This window comes from Sandaracinobacteroides sp. A072 (genome assembly GCF_052616365.1).
In genome coordinates, this window is sequence record NZ_JBQXGU010000005.1 from 1 (window position 1) to 21,020 (window position 21,020).

Annotated in this window: 23 protein-coding genes and 1 tRNA gene; 6 read left to right on the forward strand and 18 right to left on the reverse strand. The window is 63.1% G+C overall.

Translation table 11 applies throughout. The features are described from left to right. Positions 1-60: 60 nt before the first annotated feature. The 3 genes from ACUJ46_RS11725 to ACUJ46_RS11735 are packed head-to-tail and all read right to left on the reverse strand — an operon-like array spanning position 61 to position 2,518. Positions 61-747, reverse strand: a complete 687-nt coding sequence (locus tag ACUJ46_RS11725) for a hypothetical protein (protein ID WP_445390683.1) — start codon at positions 745-747, stop codon at positions 61-63. After that, entirely contained in the window at positions 747-2,075 is a 1,329-nt protein-coding gene (locus tag ACUJ46_RS11730; RefSeq protein WP_445390684.1) for a HipA domain-containing protein, read from the reverse strand. Before ACUJ46_RS11730 ends, ACUJ46_RS11725 begins: the two co-directional genes overlap by 1 nt. After that, positions 2,075-2,518, reverse strand: coding sequence for a helix-turn-helix transcriptional regulator (locus ACUJ46_RS11735; protein WP_445390685.1), 444 nt, complete (start codon positions 2,516-2,518; stop codon positions 2,075-2,077). Before ACUJ46_RS11735 ends, ACUJ46_RS11730 begins: the two co-directional genes overlap by 1 nt. A 745-nt stretch (positions 2,519-3,263) precedes the next feature. On the opposite strand from ACUJ46_RS11735, the gene gdhA reads away from it, so the two are divergent. Next, complete coding sequence (gdhA, locus tag ACUJ46_RS11740; RefSeq protein ID WP_445390686.1) at positions 3,264-4,613, forward strand: NADP-specific glutamate dehydrogenase; 1,350 nt, start codon at positions 3,264-3,266, stop codon at positions 4,611-4,613. A gap of 83 nt (positions 4,614-4,696) precedes the next feature. On the opposite strand, the gene ACUJ46_RS11745 is transcribed toward gdhA, so the two are convergent. From ACUJ46_RS11745 to ACUJ46_RS11770, 6 genes are all read right to left on the reverse strand, one after another. Continuing rightward, complete coding sequence (locus tag ACUJ46_RS11745; RefSeq protein WP_445390687.1) at positions 4,697-5,236, reverse strand: TIGR00645 family protein; 540 nt, start codon at positions 5,234-5,236, stop codon at positions 4,697-4,699. Positions 5,237-5,343: 107 nt separating this feature from the next. Next, a tRNA-Arg gene (locus ACUJ46_RS11750) sits at positions 5,344-5,420 on the reverse strand. A gap of 61 nt (positions 5,421-5,481) precedes the next feature. After that, positions 5,482-5,967 (reverse strand): DUF1178 family protein, encoded by a 486-nt coding sequence (locus ACUJ46_RS11755; protein WP_445390688.1) that lies wholly within the window; start codon positions 5,965-5,967, stop codon positions 5,482-5,484. Next, positions 5,964-6,797 (reverse strand): carbon-nitrogen hydrolase family protein, encoded by an 834-nt coding sequence (locus tag ACUJ46_RS11760; protein ID WP_445390799.1) that lies wholly within the window; start codon positions 6,795-6,797, stop codon positions 5,964-5,966. The genes ACUJ46_RS11755 and ACUJ46_RS11760 overlap by 4 nt, the downstream gene beginning before the upstream one ends. A gap of 2 nt (positions 6,798-6,799) precedes the next feature. Further along, the gene (gene grxC / locus ACUJ46_RS11765) at positions 6,800-7,057 is read right to left on the reverse strand and encodes a glutaredoxin 3 (protein ID WP_445390689.1); all 258 of its coding nucleotides are present in this window, start codon (positions 7,055-7,057) and stop codon (positions 6,800-6,802) included. Then, positions 7,044-7,877, reverse strand: coding sequence for a ComF family protein (locus ACUJ46_RS11770; protein WP_445390690.1), 834 nt, complete (start codon positions 7,875-7,877; stop codon positions 7,044-7,046). The genes grxC and ACUJ46_RS11770 overlap by 14 nt, the downstream gene beginning before the upstream one ends. A gap of 45 nt (positions 7,878-7,922) precedes the next feature. Here ACUJ46_RS11770 and ACUJ46_RS11775 point away from each other — a divergent pair, with 45 nt between their 5' ends. After that, positions 7,923-8,678: a class I SAM-dependent methyltransferase gene (locus tag ACUJ46_RS11775; protein ID WP_445390691.1), complete on the forward strand. Its 756-nt coding sequence runs from the start codon at positions 7,923-7,925 to the stop codon at positions 8,676-8,678. Positions 8,679-8,745: 67 nt separating this feature from the next. On the opposite strand, the gene ACUJ46_RS11780 is transcribed toward ACUJ46_RS11775, so the two are convergent. The 6 genes from ACUJ46_RS11780 to ACUJ46_RS11805 all read right to left on the reverse strand — a co-directional run bounded on the left by ACUJ46_RS11780 (position 8,746) and on the right by ACUJ46_RS11805 (position 14,697). Further along, complete coding sequence (locus tag ACUJ46_RS11780) at positions 8,746-9,609, reverse strand: alpha/beta fold hydrolase (protein ID WP_445390692.1); 864 nt, start codon at positions 9,607-9,609, stop codon at positions 8,746-8,748. Continuing rightward, on the reverse strand, positions 9,606-10,724 hold the full coding sequence (locus tag ACUJ46_RS11785; RefSeq protein WP_445390693.1) for an ABC transporter ATP-binding protein: 1,119 nt from the start codon (positions 10,722-10,724) through the stop codon (positions 9,606-9,608). Before ACUJ46_RS11785 ends, ACUJ46_RS11780 begins: the two co-directional genes overlap by 4 nt. Beyond that, positions 10,724-11,557 carry an ABC transporter permease gene (locus ACUJ46_RS11790; protein ID WP_445390694.1) on the reverse strand — a complete coding sequence of 278 codons (834 nt, stop codon included), beginning with the start codon at positions 11,555-11,557 and terminating at the stop codon, positions 10,724-10,726. Before ACUJ46_RS11790 ends, ACUJ46_RS11785 begins: the two co-directional genes overlap by 1 nt. Next, entirely contained in the window at positions 11,557-12,432 is an 876-nt protein-coding gene (locus ACUJ46_RS11795) for an ABC transporter permease (protein WP_445390695.1), read from the reverse strand. Before ACUJ46_RS11795 ends, ACUJ46_RS11790 begins: the two co-directional genes overlap by 1 nt. Before the next feature lie 34 nt (positions 12,433-12,466). Further along, positions 12,467-13,597: an ABC transporter substrate-binding protein gene (locus ACUJ46_RS11800; protein ID WP_445390696.1), complete on the reverse strand. Its 1,131-nt coding sequence runs from the start codon at positions 13,595-13,597 to the stop codon at positions 12,467-12,469. A 101-nt stretch (positions 13,598-13,698) separates the two neighbouring features. Beyond that, positions 13,699-14,697: a D-alanyl-D-alanine carboxypeptidase family protein gene (locus ACUJ46_RS11805; RefSeq protein WP_445390697.1), complete on the reverse strand. Its 999-nt coding sequence runs from the start codon at positions 14,695-14,697 to the stop codon at positions 13,699-13,701. A 105-nt stretch (positions 14,698-14,802) separates the two neighbouring features. Between ACUJ46_RS11805 and lipB the strand changes: the two genes are divergently transcribed. The 4 genes from lipB (at position 14,803) to ACUJ46_RS11825 (ending at position 16,867) form a co-directional block, all read left to right on the forward strand. Then, the gene (lipB, locus tag ACUJ46_RS11810) at positions 14,803-15,468 is read left to right on the forward strand and encodes a lipoyl(octanoyl) transferase LipB (RefSeq protein WP_445390698.1); all 666 of its coding nucleotides are present in this window, start codon (positions 14,803-14,805) and stop codon (positions 15,466-15,468) included. A 119-nt stretch (positions 15,469-15,587) separates the two neighbouring features. After that, complete coding sequence (locus ACUJ46_RS11815; protein ID WP_445390699.1) at positions 15,588-15,857, forward strand: hypothetical protein; 270 nt, start codon at positions 15,588-15,590, stop codon at positions 15,855-15,857. A gap of 90 nt (positions 15,858-15,947) precedes the next feature. Continuing rightward, positions 15,948-16,250 (forward strand): SCP2 sterol-binding domain-containing protein, encoded by a 303-nt coding sequence (locus tag ACUJ46_RS11820; protein ID WP_445390700.1) that lies wholly within the window; start codon positions 15,948-15,950, stop codon positions 16,248-16,250. 149 nt (positions 16,251-16,399) lie between these two features. After that, positions 16,400-16,867, forward strand: a complete 468-nt coding sequence (locus tag ACUJ46_RS11825; RefSeq protein WP_445390701.1) for a hypothetical protein — start codon at positions 16,400-16,402, stop codon at positions 16,865-16,867. A 315-nt stretch (positions 16,868-17,182) separates the two neighbouring features. On the opposite strand, the gene ACUJ46_RS11830 is transcribed toward ACUJ46_RS11825, so the two are convergent. The 3 genes from ACUJ46_RS11830 to ACUJ46_RS11840 form a co-directional block, all read right to left on the reverse strand. Beyond that, a complete protein-coding gene (locus ACUJ46_RS11830) occupies positions 17,183-18,307 on the reverse strand; it encodes an OmpA family protein (RefSeq protein ID WP_445390702.1) in 1,125 nt (374 codons plus the stop codon). A 140-nt stretch (positions 18,308-18,447) separates the two neighbouring features. Beyond that, positions 18,448-18,915, reverse strand: a complete 468-nt coding sequence (locus tag ACUJ46_RS11835; protein ID WP_445390703.1) for a DUF2793 domain-containing protein — start codon at positions 18,913-18,915, stop codon at positions 18,448-18,450. A gap of 53 nt (positions 18,916-18,968) precedes the next feature. Next, entirely contained in the window at positions 18,969-20,846 is a 1,878-nt protein-coding gene (locus tag ACUJ46_RS11840; protein ID WP_445390704.1) for a phage tail protein, read from the reverse strand. Between the last annotated feature and the right edge of the window lie 174 nt (positions 20,847-21,020).

The following is a 21,020-nucleotide window of genomic DNA, read 5'->3' on the forward strand; positions in this document are numbered from 1 at the left end:
GTTCGAAATCTCCCCATGTGACACCTCCAAATCCATCTTCAGGGTGTCCACCAAAGCGGGTCAACTCCAACTCCAAAGAGGCGTCTTGACGTAGATGTGCTCCATCCCAAAGCCCGTCCCCGTTCGGACCTCGGCCAAGAGGCCAGCCCACGCCAAAGGTCGCAGCACATAGCAATACAGGATTGCTGTAAGGATGTAGTCGCGCTTGGCCTGCTCCTCGCTCACACCGAGAATGGCTGCGTAAATCTTGTCGTCAGTCGCGCCGTCGTGGGCCTCGAAATTGATTATGTTCAGGATCACCCGCCAGTCGCCGTCGAACTGGTCGGGACGGCGCATGTATCGCCCATGGTCCGTATGCCACAGGATTTGGGCCGTTAGGAGGTGCCATAGCCGGTCAGGCTCCTTGGCAAATGTCCGTCCCTTGTTCGTGAGCGCCAGGTGCCCCTTGTAGTGGCGGGCCAGCTTGGTCGCGATCAGCAGATCGTGAAGCACGACGAGCGGAGGGAAGTCATGCTCGTTCAGGACCTTGTTGACGGCATAGAGATCGTCGGCGGTGAAATGTGGCCATTCGAAAGCCCCGGCGGCCCATTCGACAAAGTAACGCTTCAATGCTTTGGAAGGGGTCAATGCAATCGGGCCGTTGGCTTCGATGTAGCGAAGCGTGTGAAGCGTGGCACGCAGCAGGGGCGAGTGCTGAAGAGCAAGGTCGGTCTCAATCGCAGAGGCAAGTGACGGATGGGTCGTCACTAGCTGAGATTCCATCCACCGCCGCGCACAACGTGCGCATCACGTTCCCGCAAGGCGAGATCAAGACCCAGCTCCGCGTTCAGCAGTGTAGCCACCTCGCCGATGAGATTGTCGAGAGGCCGCATCTCTTGCGAGAAGTTGGCGGACAGGCCTTCTATGGTTTCAAGGAGCTCTCTTGCTGTTGAAACCAGGATCCTTCTCGCGCCAGCAGCAGGAATGCCAAGAGCGACGGAAAAAATCTCCAAGTCGGCGGCCGTTATCTCATGGGGGAGTTGGGCATTCCCGATCCGAAAAGCGAGATCCTCGCGGAAGCCCGCAACCATCTGCACCGGCACCAAGTCATAGAATGGTGCCAGCACGGGGGCCTGGCCCGGCACATGCAGGAGGGCGTGGTTCTTCGCGTGGTTGTCATTGTTCCCGACGAGCAGATTGAACAGCGTCAAACGTAGAAACTGCTCTCGGGCCAGTGCGGGCCGGTCCGTAGCATCAAGCACGCGGGCTATGGCTTCGGTATCGAAGCGGCGTCCCTCACGGCCACGCCGTTCGTACTTAAGATCGGCAGGAAGACCTAGTGCTTGCGCGAAGTCTTCCTGATGGACACGGTAAACCCGGTCTTCCTCCACCCACCGATCATAGCGGGTGATGAGCAACACCTCTTGACCCTCGACTTCCCCCGCAACACACGCGCCGACATTGAAACCGGCCTGTTGGGCCAGTGCAGTAACAAACTCTTCGTGGCGGGCTTCGTGGCGATGGTTCGGGTCAGGAATTTTGAGGATGTGGGTAGTCGGTGCCCCTGAGCCTACTTTTGGCAGTCCGAACCGGTCGCCCGGCAAGGCGGCAAGCGAGATCTTCCTGCGAAAGCCTGCGACCGGCGATGGGTCGCGCATCTCTGCTGGCAGCGGGCGCCCTTGTGCAAGGCGCAAGACGAGATCGGCAAAGTCCTTTTCACTCAGGACATCGTAGTCCTGTCCGAGCGAGCCCGGGCGCTTGATCGGGGGATGATCATCCGGGAGGACGCTGACCGACCCCGAGCAATCCGCGCCGACATGGGCCAGCAGGCCTACGATGTCCCCGCGATCAAGCCCTTCTCGCGCGATGACTCGTTCGAGTTGATCGTTTTCTTGCAGAAGGTTGCTGAAGAAAGCGCGCGAGATCGAATCGCCAAAAGGATCCTCGCGCGGAGGCAGGGACAGGGACAGCGGAAAGTTCGCGGCAGATTGGATCCACGCCGGTGCGTAGCTGAATTGTATCGCTCCGTTGTCGTCCGAATTCAGCAGACCAACAGGCTCAGAGAATGCTTCAACCCAGACGTTAAGGGAGCGCATCAGACGCGGCGCTTCTTGGCGAAGAGGTCGACACCAGCGGCTGCAGCGCAGGCTAGGACTTTATCGAACTCCAGGCTGGGCTTGCCTCCCTCGAGCTCGGAAACGAACCGGCGGCCAACACCGGCATGTGCCGCGAATTCGGTCTGGTTCATCTTCATCGCCTTGCGGGCATCACGGACCATCAGCCCAAGCTCGGCAATTGATGTGAACGGCGTGCGGGTCGTACCGACCGCTTCGGCGATGACCGGTTTCGGATTTCTCTCTGCCGCGTAGAGTTGGGACGGGATCGCAACGTTGGGATGCAGCGCATTGAGCACTTCACCCCGCGCGACTAGCGGATGCTTTCCAAGTGCCGTGATCAATGCCGCGCCCGAGCCCGCCGGCAACATGCGTGATGCGAGTAGCAGGTTTGCGGCTGCCGGCAGTTTGGACTCTTTGCTCATGACTTGCGCCCTTTCGGGAGCATATAGGCTGAAAATTGCCCCCAAGTCAATGAATGCCCCCGTTCGGGATCAATTACTTCATTCGCGAGCATTCTCCGGAAATTTGCTACCGTTCGGGAGCGACATAGCTGCTACGGCTTCGAGCACCTCTGCACCACGCACCACGCACCACAACGCGGTGAGCTATTCTGACTGGCCTGCATCCCTCCATTTCGAGGTCATAAACAGCTTTCAACCCTGAGGCAGAAGGGATCGCTAGAGAACAACTGGAACATGCTGGAACGTTCCATGAACGATTTTTCGTGGGCCTTTCGGTCCTTTCAAGCTACAATTTTCTGCTTTTGTTCACGGTTAGAGAATGGCGGAAATCCGCCACTTTTTGAAGATTCGAGTCCCATGAAAAGACTCGAACCTCTAAGCCACATTGAAATGCGGGCTTTTCTGCGGGCCTTCACAAAAACCACATCGACTATGTTGCTGTTATATCACACAAAATATAATAAGATGCGAGTCCTCTCCTGGCACCAAGGGTCTGATTAAAGCCCTTTCATTCCCGATAAATCAGTTGTGACGCGGGGATCAGGACCGGCCACGGGCGGGCCTTTGCATTGGTGGTTGCGACATTCTCCGCGCAGATGCGGAGTGGGGCATTTGCGGCGATTTCGTGCATTTCCTGTTGCGCCGGTGGCGATTTTCCGCCCCAAGGGCCGTGCAAAATGAGAGAAGACGCACAGGAACCGGAAAATTGCACAAGATCGACGAAAAGCTGCAGCCCATCCTGGAAGAGGTTCTGCGCCGCAACGCCGGCGAGGCGGAATTTCACCAGGCCGTCCGCGAAGTTCTGGAGAGCCTTGGCCGCGTGATCGCCAAGCATCCGGAATATGCCGACAACGCCCTGATCGAGCGAATCTGCGAACCCGAGCGCCAGATCATCTTCCGCGTTCCATGGGTTGATGATCATGGCAAGGTCCATATCAACCGGGGTTTCCGCGTACAGTTCAACTCGGCGCTGGGGCCATACAAGGGCGGCATCCGCTTCCACCCGTCCGTCAATATCGGAATCATCAAGTTCCTCGGTTTCGAGCAGATCTTCAAGAATGCGCTGACCGGCATGCCCATCGGCGGCGGCAAGGGCGGGTCCGATTTCAATCCGCGCGGGCGGTCCGACGGCGAGATCATGCGATTCTGCCAGTCCTTCATGACCGAACTCTACCGCCATATCGGCGAATATACCGATGTGCCCGCCGGTGACATCGGCGTGGGCGGGCGCGAAGTGGGCTACATGTTCGGCCAGTACAAGCGGCTGACGAACCGCTACGAAGCCGGTGTGCTGACGGGCAAGGGCCTTGTCTATGGTGGCTCGCGCGCCCGCACCGAGGCGACCGGCTATGGCGCGGTCTATTTTGTCGAGCGCATGCTTTCCACCCGTAACGAGGGGCTGGAGGGCAAGCGGGCCGTGGTTTCCGGATCGGGCAATGTCGCCATCTACACCATCGAGAAGCTCCAGGCCTTCGGCGCCAGGGTCGTCGCCTGCTCCGATTCCAATGGTTATGTGGTGGACGAAGCGGGGATCGACCTCGATCTCGTGAAGGACATCAAGGAAATCCGCCGCGGCAGGATTTCCGACTATGTCGCAGCGCGCGGCAAGGGCGCCCATTATGTCGAGAAGGGCTCGGTATGGGATGTGCCCTGCGACATCGCCATGCCCTCGGCCACCCAGAACGAACTGACAGGCAAGGATGCGCGCGTGCTGATCGGCAATGGTGTGAAGGCCGTTGGCGAAGGCGCCAACATGCCCTGCACCCCCGAGGCCGTGCGCCTGTTCCAGGAAGCGGGCGTGCTGTTCGGCCCCGGCAAGGCGGCCAATGCCGGCGGTGTCGCCACATCGGCGCTGGAAATGCAGCAAAATGCCTCGCGCGACAGCTGGAGCTTCGAAAAGACCGAGGACCGGCTGGCTGGCATCATGCGCGACATTCACGACAGCTGCGCCCAAACTGCCGAGGAATTCGGCACGCCGGGCGATTATGTGCTGGGGGCGAACATCGCCGGCTTCGTGCGCGTGGCGGAAGCCATGCGCGCCATGGGCGTCATCTGAGGCAGGACGTTGCCGGGCAGTGCGTGGCCGGGCAGGCTGCTCTGCCCGGCCGCGGCTGCCCGACCTGTTTCCCGGTCAGCTCATCAGTGCTTCGGCTGGCTCATCCTGTCGACATAGGCGATACCGATTGCCGAGATGATGAAGACGCTGTGGATGATCGTCTGCCACATCACGCCTTCGGCCGTGACAGTTGCGGTATCGCGGCCGATGTTCGAGGCCTCGATGAAGGTGCGGAGCAGGTGGATGGAGGATATGCCGATGATGGCCATCGCCAGCTTCACCTTGAGCACTCCGGCATTCACATGGCTCAGCCATTCCGGCTGATCCGGGTGGCCCTGCAGGCCAAGGCGCGAAACGAACGTCTCGTAGCCGCCGACGATCACCATCACCAGAAGATTGGAAATCATCACCACGTCGATGAGGCCAAGGACGACCAGCATGATCTGCTGTTCGCCGAACTCGGTCGCGTGCGAGACAAGGTGCAGCAGTTCCTTCAGGAACAGGAACACATAGACGCACTGGGCGACGATGAGGCCGAGATAGAGCGGCAACTGCAGCCAGCGCGAGCTGAAGATGAGAAGCGGCAGGGGCCGAAGCGGGGATGCGGGATCGGTTTTCTTCATGGCGGCGCCGTCTAGCCCAGCCACGCCCCGGCTTTCCAGATGATTTGATGGCGGGACATGGCCAAGGCGTGCCGTGCCGCCTGGCGCGCCTGCCCGTCAGCGCGAAATGGTGGTCCCGACAGGATTCGAACCTGTGGCCTACGGTTTAGGAAACCGCCGCTCTATCCTGCTGAGCTACGGGACCATGAAGCCTCCATGCGCGAAGCCGGCGAAAGGTTCAAGCGGCTGGCGCATGCCGGCTAGACTCAGGCATCGGCCCTCTGGCGCGGACGGAATGGCAGGGGGGCAATCTCGATACCCTCCGACAGCAACTCGACAGCATCGGCAAGGCTGGCCTCGCCGTAGATGCCGCGCACTTGTGGCTTGCCGGCTTCAGCATATGATCGGGCACTGTGGTCCGAAGGCGTTTCGTCATCCGGCCCGGCGGCTGCGCTCTTGTGGCGCCGCCGCGCTTCGGCCACGAAATCCGCGCCGACATAATCGCACTCGGATTCCAGCCTGGCCTGAAGGGCCGCCAGTTCGCGCAGGGCTTCCTTGCGCGCCATATCGCTGGCTGTCTGGTTGCCCTTGGGGCCGACCGAGGGCGCCATCACGGCTTTCTCGATCGCCCGGTCCTCGCAGATGGGGCAGGCCACGAGATTGCGCGCGCGCTGCTCCGCATAATCCTCGCTGGACCCGAACCATGCCTCGAAGACATGGCCGTGCCCGCATTTCAGATCGAAGACGATCACCGGCCGCCACCTGCGATGACGGGCTGGGGAAGCGGGCGGGAATGGGTCAGATTCGGGATGCGCGCGCGGGCATCCTCGACCCGTGCGAGATCGAGGCCGACCATGGCTTCGCCGGGCCTGTCGCCCATGTCGAAAAGGACATGGCCCCAGGGATCGACCACGAGGGAATGGCCATAGGTTTCGCGCCCGTCCTCGTGCAGGCCGGTCTGGGCGGCGGCAATGATGAAACTTCCCGTCTCGATGGCGCGCGCCCGCATCAGCACATGCCAATGGGCCTCGCCCGTCGGCACGGTGAAGGCCGCTGGCTGCGCGATCACATGCGCGCCGGCGCGGGCAAGCGCCGCATGAAGATGCGGGAAGCGCAGGTCGTAGCAGATGGCGAGGCCGAGCCGGCCCCAGTCAAGCTGCACCAGCCGGAGATCGGCGCCCGGCTCGAAACTGGCCGATTCCCGGTATCTGTCCCCATTGGGGAGATCGACATCGAAAAGATGGATCTTGTCATAGCGGGCCAGGATGGACCCATCCGGCCCGATCACGAAACTGCGGTTGGCAAGCTTTCCGCCACCGGTGCGGATGGCAAGCGAGCCGATGCTGACCGCCACCTGCCTTTCACGGGCAACAGTGCGCAGGGCGGCAAGCGTCGGATCATCCTCTTCCGCCATGGCATTGGCTGCCAAGCGCTTCGAATTGCGGTCGAGAAGGCCGCACATCTCGGGCGTGAAGACGATATCCGCCCCGGCTTCGGCCAGACGGTCGACCGCCGCGGCCAGATCCGCCGCGTTGCGGGACGGGTCAAGACCCGTCGTCGTCTGGACCAGCCCGGCTTTCAGCATCAGGCGGCAAGAAGAGGGTCGAGGCCACCGGCTTCATCGAGCGCGGCAAGATCATCGGAGCCGCCGATATGGCGACCGTCTATGAAGACCTGGGGAACGGTCGTGCGACCATTGGCGCGCTCGAGCATCTCCGTCCGCTTCGGCCCGCCCATGGTGATGTCAAATTCCTCGAACTGGACGCCCTTGGAGGACAGCAGCGCCTTGGCGCGCGTGCAGTAGGGGCAGAAGAATTTGGTGTAGATTTCAATCTTCGCCATGCGCGTCCTGTCTTTCCATTTCCCGAGGATAGGTGCTCGCATCGGCCATCGCAACCCGTGCGAATGTGAGGACCCCGACACGCGCGGCGCCGCCACGCTTCAGGACGCGGGCGCAGGCCGAGGCGGTCGCGCCGCTTGTCATCACATCATCGACGAGAAGGATGGCGCGCCCTCCGATCCGGGCGCCGGCTGCCGGGGCGAGGCGGAAGGCGCCCTGCACATTGCGCTGGCGCTGCCGCCGCGTGAGGCCCTGGCTGCGCGGTGTGGCGCGCACACGCCGGAGACCGTCGACGAGAAGATCGGACCTGGTCGATTCGGCAAGCGCCCGGGCAAGCAATGCGGCCTGATTGTAGCCGCGCCCGGACAGGCGCCAGCGATGCAGCGGAACCGGCACGAGCAGGGGCTGACCTTCGAGCATGGCCGGTGCGGCACGGGCCATGGCGGCGGCCATCATGGCGGCATAGGCATGGCGGCCGTTCTTGAAGGCGAGAACGGCCGAGCGCGCGGGGCCTTCGTAAAGATAGGCGGCGCGGGCGCCGTCATGGTCTGGCGGTTCGGCAAGGCAGCCAAGGCAATGGCTTTCAGCCGACCACTGAACCGGCAGCGGGTGGCCACAGGACTGACAGGACGCCGCCGGCACCATCGGCAGGGCCGACCAGCAATCCGCGCAGAAGGCATGAAGGCCCTGCGCCGGGCCGCCGCCCGCGACCGGGGCCTTGCAGGCGATGCAGGCAGGCGGCATCAGCAGATCGACAAGGCCGCGCAGTCCATGGCTGAAGCCATCGGCGAAGCGGGCTGAAAGGGCCTGCGGAAAGGGCATTGCGCGACCCTAGCGCGAACAGCGGAGGCAGGCGAGATGGAAGCTATGGAGCCATTTGACCGTGATGCGCGCCGCAGGGCACGCGACCGGGCAGCCCGCCTGCTGGGTGACCGTGACGATATCCTGCGCCACGTGGCCGGGGAACTGGCCGAAAGGGCGCGCCTTCTCGGTCCGGTGCCGGATGGTCCGGCATTACGGATCGGGCTGATGGTGCCGCCGCCGCAAGGGGTGATTTGTGCCGACCCCGGCTTCGACCTTGCGCGCAGGCATGGCGGGGTCCAGTGCGACGAGGACAGGCTGCCGTTTGCCGATGCAGCCTTTGCGCACATTGTCGGCCTGATGACGCTGCACGGCGTGAACGACCTGCCGGGCGCGCTGATCCTCTGCCGCAGGGCGCTGAAGCCCGGTGGCCGGTTTCAGGCCGCCTTCCCGGCAGGCCTGTCGCTTGGCGGCGTGCGCCAGGCGTTTCTGGCCGCTGACATGCAGTCGGGACGCGGCGTGCCTGTGCGGCTTGGCCCGGCAGTGGATCCAGCCGAGGCGGCCGGGCTGCTGCAGCGCGCCGGTTTCGTGGACCCGGTAGCGGAAGTGGAGACACTGCGTCTTCGGTTCGCAAGCCTTGCCGCGCTGGCGCGCGATGTCCGCGCCCATGGAGACAGTGGCTGGCTTGCAGCCCGCGCGCGTGGGCTGACGACGCCGCGCCGCTGGATGCTGGCCGAGCGTGCATTTGCCGAAGGCGCCGACCCGGATGGTCGCATCGGCGTGGATCTGCAAATCCTCTACCTTTCGGCGCGCGCGCCCTGACGGCTTCGCTATCGGACGGCCTTCAATCAGGCCGTTCAGGAATCAGGCTGTTCTGGAATCAGGCTGTTCAGGGCATCCGTTCCAGATAGGGGCGCACCAGATCCGGGTGCGTGACAGGCAGGAAGTGGCCGGTGCCCGGAAAACGCAGCACGGTTGCGTCCGGGTGCATGGCGGCGATCAGCTGCTCTTCCCGCTCGGGCACGGTGCTGCCGTCTGAAGCACACAGGAGCGTGAAGGGAAAATCACAGGCCTTCATGCTGTCTTCGAGGGTGGTTGAGACACCGCGGAAGCTGGTGGATTCCCATGCCGGCGAGCAGGCCAGACGGACGCCTTCGCCATCGGGCAGGAAACCGCCCTCAAGATAGGCATCGAGTGCGCTGTCGGACCAGTCGGCGAAGACGCCCCGGCCATGATAGGCCTCTCGGGCCGCGGCAAGGCTCGGAAAACTGCCGCGCCGGCGGGCCGCCCGGTCGGCCATGAAATTCGAAGGCGCCCCGCTTGCCTCGCGAACGGCGCGATAGGCCGAAGCCTCGGCAAAGGGAATGAAAGGCGGATCGATCAGCGTAACACTGCTGGCAAGACCGGGGTTTTCAACGGCCGTCTCGAAAGCCGAAGTGGCCCCGAAGCTGTGCCCGGCCAGCCGCACCGGGCCGCCGCCCAGCGCATCCAGAAGCGCCTTCATGTCCTGCCGGTAGATGTGCCAGTCGACAGGAATGGCCGCCGGGTCGGCCTCCAGTTCGGTGCGCCCGTGGCCACGGGCGTCGAAGGCGACGACGCGGAACTTCGCCCCGAGCGGCCGGAGAAGATCGACATAGAGGCGGGCGCACATGCCGGTTGCATGGGCAAACAGGAAAAGCGGGCCTTCCCCCCATTGCAGGGTGAAGATGCGGCCGCCCGGCACCGCTACGTAGCGTTCGAGAATTTCAGTCATTGCAGAAGTACATGCACGGCTTCGGCGTGCCATCCAAGCCAGACATCCTCGTCCCAGCTGAAATCCTCCTGGTCCCAGCGGGTCAGGTTGGGCCTGATCACGCGCACGCGCCGCCCCCCTTCCAGACGCACGTCATAAACGGATTCCGAGCCGAGATAGGCAATATCCATGATCCGGCCCTTGAGGACATTGTAGCCGGGTGGCGTGCCCTCCATCACGGGCGGCGGCTCGTTGTTGGAGCGCTTGTGAAGCTCGACCTTCTCGGGCCGGACCGAAAGCCAGATCTGGACGGTTCCCGAAGCGCCCGTGCCATGATCGAGCCAGGCGCGGATTCCCACCTCGGGCAGGTTGATGATGGCATGATCGCTTTCGTCAGTCTCGACCCGGCCCTCGAACAGGTTCACCGAGCCGATGAAATCGGCCACCAGGCGCGAAGCCGGAAATTCGTAGATGTCGGCCGGCGTCGCCACCTGCATCAACGATCCCTTGTGCATCACGGCGCAGCGGGTCGCGAGGGCGAGGGCTTCGTCCTGGTCATGGGTCACCATGACGAAAGTGATGCCGAGCTGATCCTGCAGCGCGGACATTTCGAAGCGCAGTTCCTCGCGCAGCTTGGCGTCGAGCGCCGAAAGCGGCTCATCGAGCAGGAGCACGCGCGGCCGCTTGACGATGGCGCGAGCCAGCGCGACGCGCTGGCGCTGGCCACCCGAAAGCTGGTCCGGCATGCGGTCGCCATAGCCCTCGAGCTGGACGAGCGCGAGTGCAGCCTCTGCCCGCGCGCGCCGCTCGGCAGCGACCACGCCTTCCATCCTGAGGCCATATTCGATGTTCCGCATCACCGAGAGGTGCGGAAACACGGCATAGTTCTGGAACACCATGTTCACCGGCCGCCGGTTGGGCGGGACATGTGTCACATCCTTGCCGTCGATCAGGATCTGGCCGCTCGAGGGAGTCTCGAAACCGGCCAGCATGCGCAGCAGGGTGGTCTTGCCGCATCCGGATGGGCCGAGCAGGGCAAAAAACTCCCGCTCTTCAATGCTGAGGCTGACATTGTCGACCGCCGTGACCGCGCCGAAGCGCTTTGTGATGTTGCGGAATTCTATGATGGAACCCATCAGCGGCGGACCTCGGCAAGAGCACGCGCCTGCAGGCGCAATGCCATGAAGGTGAGCGCGATGGTCAACAGAAGGAGCATGGTGGAAATGGCGTTCACCTTGGGCGTTACCGAGAAGCGGACCATCGAATAGACCTTCACCGGAAAGGTGACGGTGTCCGGGCCGGCCGTGAAGAAGGTGATGACGAAATCGTCAAGCGAAAGGGTGAAGGCCAGCAGCGCCCCCGCAAGAAGCGCCGGCCTGATATGCGGGATCACGACGTCGCGCAGGGCCTGCCACTGGCTGGCGCCAAGGTCCCGCGCAGCCTCTTCCTGTGACCTGTCAAAGCTTTGCAGCCGCGCCCGGACGACGACGGCGACAAAGGGAAAGCTGAAGGCGACATGGGCGATGACGATGGGGCCAAGGGAAAACGGCCAGGGCATGCCGACAGGCCAGGGCATCACCCGCGCGAAGAAGATGAGCATCGCGACACCCATGCAGATTTCGGGCACCACGATCGGCAGGGCGAAGGCGCCATCGACAAGCGTGCGCCCGCCGAAGCGGAAGCGCCACAGGGCAAGTGCGGCCAGCGTGCCGAGCAACAGGCTGATGATGGTGGAAAGCGCCGCGATCATCAGCGAATTGCCAAGCGCCGCAATCAGCTCAGGATCGCGAAAGACGGCGGCATACCAGTCAAGGGTGAAGCCCTTCCACTGGGTGGTTCGACGGCTGTCGTTGAAGCTCATCAGCACGAGGACGAGCAGGGGCAGATAGAGAAACAGCCCCACGCCCGCGAGCACGAGCCGAAGCGGCCAGCGGCGCGCATAGTCAAGCAGGCCGGGCGGCTCGCGCATCAGCCGGCGTCCGCCGCGCGTCGACGACGCGCCATTGCCTGCAGCGCAATGCCGATGAAGGTCAGGTACATCAGCATGAAGGCCAGCGCAGCGCCGAACGGCCAGTCGTTGGCGCGCTTGAATTGCCGCTCGATCACATTGGCGATCATCTGGCTGTCCGGCCCGCCGAGAAGATCAGGAGCGAGGTAACTGCCAAGCACCGGAATGAAGGTGAGAAGCAGGCCGGACAGGATGCCCGGCAGGGCCAGCGGCAGGACGATCGCGAATATGGTGCGAACATGCCCGGCACCCAGATCGAGGCTCGCCTCGATCAGCGATCGGTCAAGCCGGTCGAGCGCGGCATAAAGAGGCAGGACCATGAACGGCAGATGCACATAGACCAGGCCGACAAGCACGGCGAAATTGCTGTGCATCATGTTCAGCCGCTCGAAGCCGGCCCATCCGAAGGCGCCTTCGAGCGCCATGTTGATGAACCCCTCATCCCGGAGCAGCGCGATCAGTGCATAGGTGCGGATGAGCAGGTTGGTCCAGAAAGGCAGCATCACGCCGATCAGCAGCAAGGCTTTCATCTGCGGCGTGGCGAAGCTGATGGCGAGCGCGACAGGAAATCCGATGATCAGGCAGACAAGCGTTGCAAGCCCCGCGAAGGCGAGGGACTTGGCCAGGATGCCGAGGTAGAGCGGTTCCAGGGCGCGGGCATAGTTGGCGAAGGTGCCGGATATCCGTATGTCGGCGACCCCTTCGTTGGTTCCGAAGCTGTAGGCCAGAACCACGGCCATGGGCACCGCGAAGAAAATGAGGAACCAGCCAAGCGGCGGCCCCAGAAGGGCGGCGAGGCCCGCCGGGCTTCGCCGCCAGTCAACCCCCTGCTCCATGCCCTGCCCCTCTCAGCCGCGTCAGTCAGCCGCGTCAGGCGGCCCGGACGCGGGTGATCGCTTCCTCGAAGATCCGGGCCTGTTCGGAACCCTCGAACCGCCCCCATTCGCTGGCCTCGATGCCGGCGCCGGTGGGGAAGATGATGGAATTCTGCTGATAGCTTTCGGGCATCAGCGCCTTGGCCGCCGTGTTGGGCGTGGGGTAAAGGATGGTCTCGGTGATATGCTTGCCGACTTCCCCGTCCAGCAGGAAGTTGATGAACCGGTGCGCCTCCGCCATGCGGGGCGCGCCCTTGGGAATGCACAGCGTGTCGGCATTCAGGAGCGAGCCTTCCTTCGGCACCACGAAGCCGATGTCGGGATCTTCCTGCGCGACCTGCGCGATGTCGCCGTTGGTTTCGAGCACCAGGTCAACGTCGCCGGCGAGCAGCATGTCCTGACCATTGTCTTCGTGGAAGGCCTTGATGTTGCCCTTCTGCCGGATGAGCATCTCCTCCACCGCCCTGGTCGTGGCGGCATCGATGCCGTTCAGCGACTTGCCAAGATATTTGGCGCCAAGGCGGATGAGATCCGCAGCTTCCGACGTCATGGCAATGCGGCCCTTGTAGAGATCGCTGTCGAACAGCCATTTCCAGCTGTCCGGCACGCCGTTCACGCGGGATTTGCGATAGCCGATGCCCAGCACCAGCCAGGTGTAGGGCACGCTGTGCTTGGGCGCCGGATCATATTCGGCATCCTGATATTCCGGGGCGATGTTGGCGAAATTCGGTATGAGCGACATGTCGAGCGGTTCGAGCATGTCGGCCTCGCGCATGCGGGTGACGAATTCGTTCGATGGAACGATCACATCATAGCCGGGATTGCCCGCCTTGAGCTTTGCAAACAGCTCGTCATTGGTCGCGAAATAGCTCGCCTGAACCCGAATTCCGCTTGCCTTTTCGAAATCGGCAAGGGTGTTTTCACCGATGTAGGTGTCCCAGGTATAGAAATTCAGCTTTGATGCGGGCTCTTCCCCGGATCCCGAACCCGAGCCGCAGGCCTGCAGGCTGAAGCCGACCGCTGCGACGCCGAGGGTGGAAAGAAGACCCCGTCGGGAAAGACGCTTCTGGGCAAGACCGGACCAGATTGCCATCCCCTGAGTGTCATGCCGGTCATCGCTTGCCATGAAAGTGCCTCCTCTGAATGTGCCTGTATCAAGCACTAGAGCAGCCACGCGCGCAGGTTAAGCCTCTTTGTGCGGCGCACCAGGCGCGGTTCGCCCCGGGGTCATCGCCTGGGGACGGGGCCTCCTTCGGCGCTGCCCTGCTCGGCGCTGCCCTGCTCGGCGCTGCCTTGCTCGACCAGCGCCTCGAGGATTCCGTCGTTCAGGTCACCGGGCTCGGCAAGCATGTCCGCCACCTGGATGCGGCGGCCAGTGTCCCGGGCGGCAAGAACGGTAAAACCGGAGGAAAGCAGCGTTTCGACATTGCTGTCCCGCGCCACGCGAGAGGGCCCGCCAAGGACAACAGCAATCAGGCGACGTCCGTCCCGAACGGCGGAGGCCGCAAGGGTGAAGCCCGCAGCGCGCGTGAAACCCGTCTTGATCCCGTCAACGCCGGGCATTGTGCGCAGAAGATGGTTGTGATTGCGCAGTACCTGGTTGCCAAAGGCGAACTGCTGCTGCTGAAAATATTGATAGTATTGCGGAAAATGCTGGATCATCGCCCGCGACAGAATGAAGATGTCACGTGCGGACGTCACCTGACGAGCATCTGGCAGGCCATGGGGGTTGACGAAATGGCTATTGGACATGCCCAGCGTCTTTGCACGCGCCGTCATCAGCCGGCCAAATTCGGGCACGCTGCCGGCGACATGCTCGGCAAGGGCAACCGACACGTCATTGGCGGATTTGGTGGCAAGGCTGCGTATGGCCTGATCGACAGTCAGGCTTTCCCCCGGCTTCAGTCCCAGCTTGGATGGCTGCTGCCGCGCGGCATTCTCACTGAAAACAACCCTGTCGTCCAGCTTGAGCGTTCCCGCCGCAAGGCGCTCGAACACCATGTAAAGCGTCATCACCTTCGTGATGGATGCAGGGAAGCGCTGGGCATCGGCATGCCGCGAATAAAGCACTTCACCAGTTTCGGCATCGGCAAGAAAGGCGGCATATTTCGGCTGCTCGAACAGGCTGGACGCCTGCACCGGCGCCACCGCCAGCAACCCGGATGCAACAAACAGGGACGCCGAAACGCCCATGCAGCGGAAGAAATGTCCGAATATCTTCGCCATTTCTTGATGCTAGCACGCATGATGCACATCGGCCAAGGGGGCACATGTGGACAGAGGTCCATCCCGGCACTGGTTTTGCCGGGCAACGAGGGCTATCTGGCGCATATGAACGAGCCCGGCTCCGCCCCTCGCCCCGCGCCTGTCTGGCGCCATGAATCCGGGCCTGTTCCCTATCCTGAATCGCTTGCGCGCATGGAAGCCCATGTCGAAGCCATGGCCGCGGGCGCGGCGGGGGAGGAAATATGGCTGGTCGAGCATCCGCCCGTCATCACCGCCGGCACGAGTGCCAAGCCGGAAGATCTTGTGGAGCCTGACCGTTTTCCCGTGCTGCAGGCAGGACGTGGCGGGCGTTACACATACCATGGACCGGGCCAGAGGGTCGTCTACCCCATGCTCGATCTTGGGCGACGCGGGCGAGACGTCCGCCGCCATGTCGAGAAGCTGGAACGCTGGGTGATCCTCGCCCTCGGGGATCTGGGCATCAAAGCTTTCACCAGCGATATCGGCACGGGCATTTGGGTGGAAGGAGCCGATGGCCTGGCAAAGATCGGTGCGATCGGTGTACGTGTGCGCCGATGGATCAGCTTTCACGGCCTCTCCATCAATGTGTCCACCGATCTAGGGCATTTCGGAGCCATCATTCCATGCGGCATCAGCGGCCATGGCGTGGCGCGCATCATCGATATCAACCCCGATGCCACCATGGCTGACCTCGACATGGCCCTGTTCAACCGATGGGCCGACGCATTCGATGGCGGGCTTCGCAACTGACAATCGCTTCCGGAAGCGGCTTGAGGCAATATGAGAATGCAGCTAGGTTCCCATGCAGTTCGGGGCCTGCGACATGGCAAGGCTCCTGAACTCCGAGGGAAATATTCAGGAGTCAGACGATGGGTGAAGTTTTGCAAAAGGTGAAGACGGCCGCTCTGGTTGCCGGCGCGGCTCTTTTCATCGTGGCCTGCAACAATGCAAAGCCGGCCGAAGAAGCCGCCCCGGCTGAAGCCGAAGCTGCGCCGGTCGACGCTACGGTAGAGGCTCTGCCGAGCGAGCCTGCTGCGGACATGGCTGCAGCAGACGCAGCCGTCGTCGACCCGATGGCGGATCCGATGGCCGACCCGATGGCCGAACCGGCTGCGACAGAATCGGCCCCCGCACAATAAGGCGGCTGCCAACCGGGCCATTCGGCCCGGCTGGGTTTTGAAGGGCCGCCACGATGGCGGCCTTTCTTGTGATCAGATGGGGAGATGACCATGAGCCTTAACGAAATCACGCAGGGCATGTCCGAAAAGGTCGCCAAGAATGGCGCCATTTCCGGAAAGGCTGTCACCTTCGATTTCGGTTCCGACGGAGCCGTGCGGATCGATGGACGTGCCGATCCGGCAACCGTTACCAACGACAATGGCGACACGGATTGCCGCATCAAGGTTTCCATGTCCGATTTCATGGACATGGCTTCGGGTAAACAAAACCCGCAAATGGCCTTCATGATGGGCAAGCTCAAGGTCGAGGGTGACATGGGCATTGCCATGCAACTCGGAAAGCTGCTCGGCTGATGCTATCGCACGGGAAGACAATGTCACATTCCACAGCGCACAAGAGCTGGAGAATACTGCGGGTCTCCTGTGCAATTCTGGGATTGGCCCTTGCGGGAGCGCCGGCGCATGCAACACCGGGCGCTCTCGCGGGGCTTTCACCCCAGGAAATGAAAGCGGATGCTGTCTGGAAGGTGCGCGCCGGCCTCAATGTCGCGGCGCTGCAATGTCAATTCTCACCTTTCCTCGCCACTGTCCCGACCTACAATGCGCTCCTGCGCCAGCACTCCGATGAACTCGCACAGGCCTTCAAGGTCATGACCGGCTACTTCGTTCGCACCATGGGGCAACGCGCCGGCCAAAGGGCTTTCGATACCTACGCCACGCGCACAAACCAGTCCTGGGCCACTTTCGACGCCCAGTTGAGTTTTTGTGACGCCGCAGCCAGAACCGCAAGGCGTGCGCTGTGGGCGCCGAAAGGCACCTTTGCCAGTTTCGCTGAAGCAGAATTGCCTGGAATGCTTGAAAGCCTGACAGGCAATGCGCGGTCTCCCCTTATCGATGTGCGTCTCGAATGGGCCCAGGTTCCCGATCTGACTGATCCCTGCTTCGGCAAATCACGCAGGCGCTGCCGCTAAGACTTCAGGAAACAGCCCGGAAGCGAAATCCTTGGCTGCTCATGGTTCGGGCCTGCACTTGTTGGCGCCTTGAATCGCCACTCATCCGCATAAAATCAGCGCCAGCTCGGCTGAAGACGTGGTGCACCATTCTGCGCTCATCATAACGCCATCCGGATTGTGGCTACGGGGCATATCGTTAGCTACGCTGCCACGGTTCCGGATCGATGCGACGTATCTGGTTACACGCTAAAAAGAAAAGGTCCGCTACCCGTATCCGGGTAACGGACCTTCATTGCCTGATGACAGGGGCGGGAGTTAGCCGCCCCTGAACTATCAGTTCGCCTGACCGAAGATGATTTCGGCGCGACGGTTTTGCGGCTCACGCACGCCAAGCGGCGTGTCAACCAGCAGGCGGTTGAAGCCGAAGCCACGCGTGGTCATCTGGCTGTCCGGGATGCCCTTGCCAGCCATGTAGGACTTCACGGCGCCAGCGCGACGCTCGGAAAGACCCTGGTTGTAGGTGGCGGAGCCCGAAGTGTCGGTATGACCTTCGATCACAACCGAAGACTGGCCGGTCTGCATGTAGGCCTCGGCAGCGCGATCGAGGATCGCGGCAGCTTCCGGCGTGATGTCAGCCTTGTCCCAGTCGAAGAAGACCAGGAACGGTCCCGGAATCACCTGAGCCGGCGGCGGAGGCGGCGGAGGCGGCGGGGGCGGAGGCGGCGGGGGCGGGGGCGGAGGCGGCGGAGCCGCTTCTTCACCCAGGTTGAACGCCAGACCCAGCAGCACGCTGTGGCTGCGCCAGCGACCGTCAAGGTCCGCACCGGTGGTGGACTTCAGGTCAAGACCCGACACGTTGAAGAAACGATACTTCAGCGAGAGGTCGACACGATCGGACAGCGAGCGACGCACGCCGGCGAGAACCTGCCAGGCAACACCAGTGTCGCTGTCGTCGGAGAAAGCCGGACCGGTTTCGTCGACGAGCTGATAAAGGTGCGCCTTGGTGCGGGCGATGCCGACACCACCGCCAACGAAACCACCCCAAGCGGATTCGTCATTGTTGCCGAAGTCGAACATGCCGTTCAGCATGAACGACAGGATCTTGGTGCCACCACCGGCTTCGGTGTAGGTGCCGGCCGGACGCTGGTTCGGCTCGACAAAGGCGCCACCGGCAACGGTCACGCGATCAAGGTTTGCGGTCTTGTAGCCGACTTCGAATTCCGTGCGGAAAGCACCGAAGTCATAGCCAAGCGTACCACCGAAATCCCAGCCGGCATCATGCTTGGTGCGGATGCCCTTCGAGAGGCCCACGCCTGCCGGGCTGGTGACGTCGAAGCTCGTGGCTTCTGACAGCATCCCGCCTGCATCCAGGCCAATGTACCAAGCCTGGTCGCGCGCACTTGCGCTCCCGGCGAGCACCGTGGTCGCAAGTGCGACCCCGACGGCGAACTTCCTCATGATTATCCCCTTCTACGTACTAGTCGCACTCAGGCCCATTCATTTAAACGAGCATCACTGGGGATAGCAAGGGGCTGCACAACACAAACTGTGCCTTAACTGCAACAGACTGGTCGACAAATCATTCCAGTCACGGTTTCTCAGGCTGACAACAGTCCCGCTCCGACAAGCCGCGCGACCAGAGAACCGATGGCATCACGCGCCTGCTGATCGACGACATCGCCACCCCCCGGCACGGGAAGCGCTTCCAGCGGTTCGCCAAAAGGCAGGTCCAGCACCCAGCCCCCGTCGGAGTGGCGCAGGCGCCTGCCCTCGTCCTTTACCCAGAGCTGCCCGCCCTCCGGCATGCCAAGGTAACGCCAGCCCCCCTCGGTCCAGCACGCAAGCGCCCCATCCCGCCCCTGCCACGCACCCTCGCATCCTTCCGGCAACAGCCAGCACGTTCCCGCCACCGGCATGGCAGGCGGCACTGAAACTGACCGGCTGACGACCGCGCACTGTAGCAGCAGGTCAATGGAGACGACCGCTTCATTATGGGTCACATCCTTCTGGCCCTGTCCCGGCTGGAGCAGGGAAAGCGCATGCCTTGCAGTCCGTTCCACCATCATTCCCCTTTCATTTCACATTCGCCCCACCCCTCGGGCGGGCGGGCTCAGTTCGCTCAGATTGCATGGCGGCGGCTCGTCCGCATCCACGCCGGCCCATCCCCTATCGCCACGATCTCGACAGTGCCTGAAGGCAACAGCCCGCCCGCCCGTTCCATCTGGGCATCAGGGGAAAGCTCCAGCATGGTTCCGCTCACCTGCCAGTCGAACACAGGCCCCGAGTCGCTCCTGAAACGCCAGATAAGGTTCGCCGCTGCGGGCTCGGCATCATTCCAGCTCCAGGCCTCGCGCCCCCGCATGATCCAGCTGCTGCGAATCGCACCATCCGGCTGTCGTTCCACCCGCACATGCACCGGCGCCATCGGCCCGAACCCTGCGCCACTCACCACCACCTGCGCGAGCGTCCCGCCAGCCGGGTCGCCAGGGCCGATTGCCAGGACCGAAAGTATCCGCCCGATCGAATCGGCGCCAATGCCGTACGCTGGCAGGCTGTCAGGCCGAACAAGATGAACGGCTGACCCGGCCATATGGCCCGCCACCGGCTGCGCCGTGCCGAAACAGCCGCGCAACAGGCCCGAAAGGCGGACAAGCCCGCCCTCTTCTGGCCAGGCATCCCGAAACTGGAGCAACTCCTCGCCCACGCGAACCAGGTTCGCGCCCTCCAATATGGCCGCGGCAGACCGGCTCTCGAACATCTCCTGTCCCGCCTGTTGCCGAACCAGCAGGCTGTTCCGCTCATCCCAGAGGTTATCAGGCCCGATTCCCAGCGGCGCCACAAGCTCGCCTTGCGGAAATGCCCGGGAAACCGTGCCCAGGGCAATGTCCTCGCCCTGCCCTGCGATGCTGAGCTCCGCGCCTCTCCAGCCTGCCCCGCCCGTCGCCAGAATCCGGAGCGCAGGCAGCCCTTCCCGCAAGGGCACTGGCGTCTCGAACGCGACAATCCGCGTCACCGACGCAGGAATCACGGGCGCCGGAAGCACACGGCCAGGGTCGGCAGGTCTCTGCACAAGCGGCAACGCCTCGCTCAGCATTTCCGCCACCACAATGAGCCTGAGGCCGCGAACATCCAGCCGCACCACCCGCCATCGTCCGGGCCGGCCCTCCAGCTCCACATGATCCCCAGCCGAAAGACCAAGCCACCGCCACCCCAGGGCGATTTCAAGCGTCTCGACTGCGGCCTCGGCCTCGCGCAGCCAGTGCCCGGCAAGCGCCCTTGCCTGATCAGCCCGCGCGACAACCAGAGCAGATACCGACAATTCCTCTCCCGTGCGCCCACGCGCGACCAACTGCCGGCCAGCCTGATAATCCCTGTCAGGGTCCAGATAGGTCAGGCTGCAACCCGCAGGACGCGCATTCGCGGCCAGACCACGTCGCGCGACCATCCAACCACCGTTGCCGCCACCCACGGCATCCTCATCGGCCTCGGCCAGATCACTGGCAGCGATACTGTGCAGTGGCGGCGCCCCGTCCAGAACAAAGGCGCCATGCCTGTATCCGGCCCCTGTCCCCGACAGACGCGCAAGCGCCTGGACATCCCCGGCAATCCGCGGACGCGTCGCCACATAGCCCTGCGCCATCCGCGCGCCATCAGGTCCCCGCACGACCTCGCCGGCCAAAGCCCTGATCCAGTCCTGTGGGCTGCCCGAATCCGCGAAGACCTCGAAACCAAGATTGGGCAACCTGTTACCGAAGGCCTGCAAGCCGAAATCCTCGAACACGACATAGGCGCAACCAGGATAGGCGGGCGCACGCCCGACCCCTTCGGCCGCCACGATCAACGGATCGGCCACCCCGGAACCGCGGCCGTCATGCAGCCGCATGGTCGTCGGCATTTCGAACTGCCCGTCGGCACCACGGATCTCCCGCCCGTCAGCCCAGATCCGCCCGATGCCCGTAATGGGCCCGCTGGAAAGAAGAATGGCGAAACTGGCCATCGAGCCAGAGCGCCGGCTCCCCTTGCCACCTGGCGTCGCAAAGGGAAGCGCCCACACGAGCTGGCCGGCAACCCGGCAGGTCCCGAAAAGCCGCGGCAAAGGCTCGCCATAGGCCGACTTCTGAAAAAAGATGTCCGCCACAGGCATGGAAGAGCGTCGCCCGGACAAGGCACC

What these genes read in the sequence shown, in the direction of transcription:
- ACUJ46_RS11790 (WP_445390694.1), bottom strand. Translation starts at nt 11,557, where the DNA reads ATGCGCGAGCCGCCCGGCCTGCTTGACTATGCGCGCCGCTGGCCGCTT.
- ACUJ46_RS11785 (WP_445390693.1), bottom strand. Translation starts at nt 10,724, where the DNA reads ATGGGTTCCATCATAGAATTCCGCAACATCACAAAGCGCTTCGGCGCG.
- lipB (WP_445390698.1), top strand. Translation starts at nt 14,803, where the DNA reads ATGAACGAGCCCGGCTCCGCCCCTCGCCCCGCGCCTGTCTGGCGCCAT.
- ACUJ46_RS11815 (WP_445390699.1), top strand. Translation starts at nt 15,588, where the DNA reads ATGGGTGAAGTTTTGCAAAAGGTGAAGACGGCCGCTCTGGTTGCCGGC.
- ACUJ46_RS11770 (WP_445390690.1), bottom strand. Translation starts at nt 7,877, where the DNA reads ATGCCCTTTCCGCAGGCCCTTTCAGCCCGCTTCGCCGATGGCTTCAGC.
- ACUJ46_RS11830 (WP_445390702.1), bottom strand. Translation starts at nt 18,307, where the DNA reads ATGAGGAAGTTCGCCGTCGGGGTCGCACTTGCGACCACGGTGCTCGCC.
- ACUJ46_RS11840 (WP_445390704.1), bottom strand. Translation starts at nt 20,846, where the DNA reads ATGGCCAGTTTCGCCATTCTTCTTTCCAGCGGGCCCATTACGGGCATC.
- ACUJ46_RS11825 (WP_445390701.1), top strand. Translation starts at nt 16,400, where the DNA reads ATGAAAGCGGATGCTGTCTGGAAGGTGCGCGCCGGCCTCAATGTCGCG.
- ACUJ46_RS11820 (WP_445390700.1), top strand. Translation starts at nt 15,948, where the DNA reads ATGAGCCTTAACGAAATCACGCAGGGCATGTCCGAAAAGGTCGCCAAG.
- ACUJ46_RS11805 (WP_445390697.1), bottom strand. Translation starts at nt 14,697, where the DNA reads ATGGCGAAGATATTCGGACATTTCTTCCGCTGCATGGGCGTTTCGGCG.
- ACUJ46_RS11775 (WP_445390691.1), top strand. Translation starts at nt 7,923, where the DNA reads ATGGAGCCATTTGACCGTGATGCGCGCCGCAGGGCACGCGACCGGGCA.
- ACUJ46_RS11795 (WP_445390695.1), bottom strand. Translation starts at nt 12,432, where the DNA reads ATGGAGCAGGGGGTTGACTGGCGGCGAAGCCCGGCGGGCCTCGCCGCC.
- ACUJ46_RS11835 (WP_445390703.1), bottom strand. Translation starts at nt 18,915, where the DNA reads ATGATGGTGGAACGGACTGCAAGGCATGCGCTTTCCCTGCTCCAGCCG.
- ACUJ46_RS11730 (WP_445390684.1), bottom strand. Translation starts at nt 2,075, where the DNA reads ATGCGCTCCCTTAACGTCTGGGTTGAAGCATTCTCTGAGCCTGTTGGT.
- ACUJ46_RS11735 (WP_445390685.1), bottom strand. Translation starts at nt 2,518, where the DNA reads ATGAGCAAAGAGTCCAAACTGCCGGCAGCCGCAAACCTGCTACTCGCA.
- ACUJ46_RS11780 (WP_445390692.1), bottom strand. Translation starts at nt 9,609, where the DNA reads ATGACTGAAATTCTCGAACGCTACGTAGCGGTGCCGGGCGGCCGCATC.
- grxC (WP_445390689.1), bottom strand. Translation starts at nt 7,057, where the DNA reads ATGGCGAAGATTGAAATCTACACCAAATTCTTCTGCCCCTACTGCACG.
- ACUJ46_RS11745 (WP_445390687.1), bottom strand. Translation starts at nt 5,236, where the DNA reads ATGAAGAAAACCGATCCCGCATCCCCGCTTCGGCCCCTGCCGCTTCTC.
- ACUJ46_RS11800 (WP_445390696.1), bottom strand. Translation starts at nt 13,597, where the DNA reads ATGGCAAGCGATGACCGGCATGACACTCAGGGGATGGCAATCTGGTCC.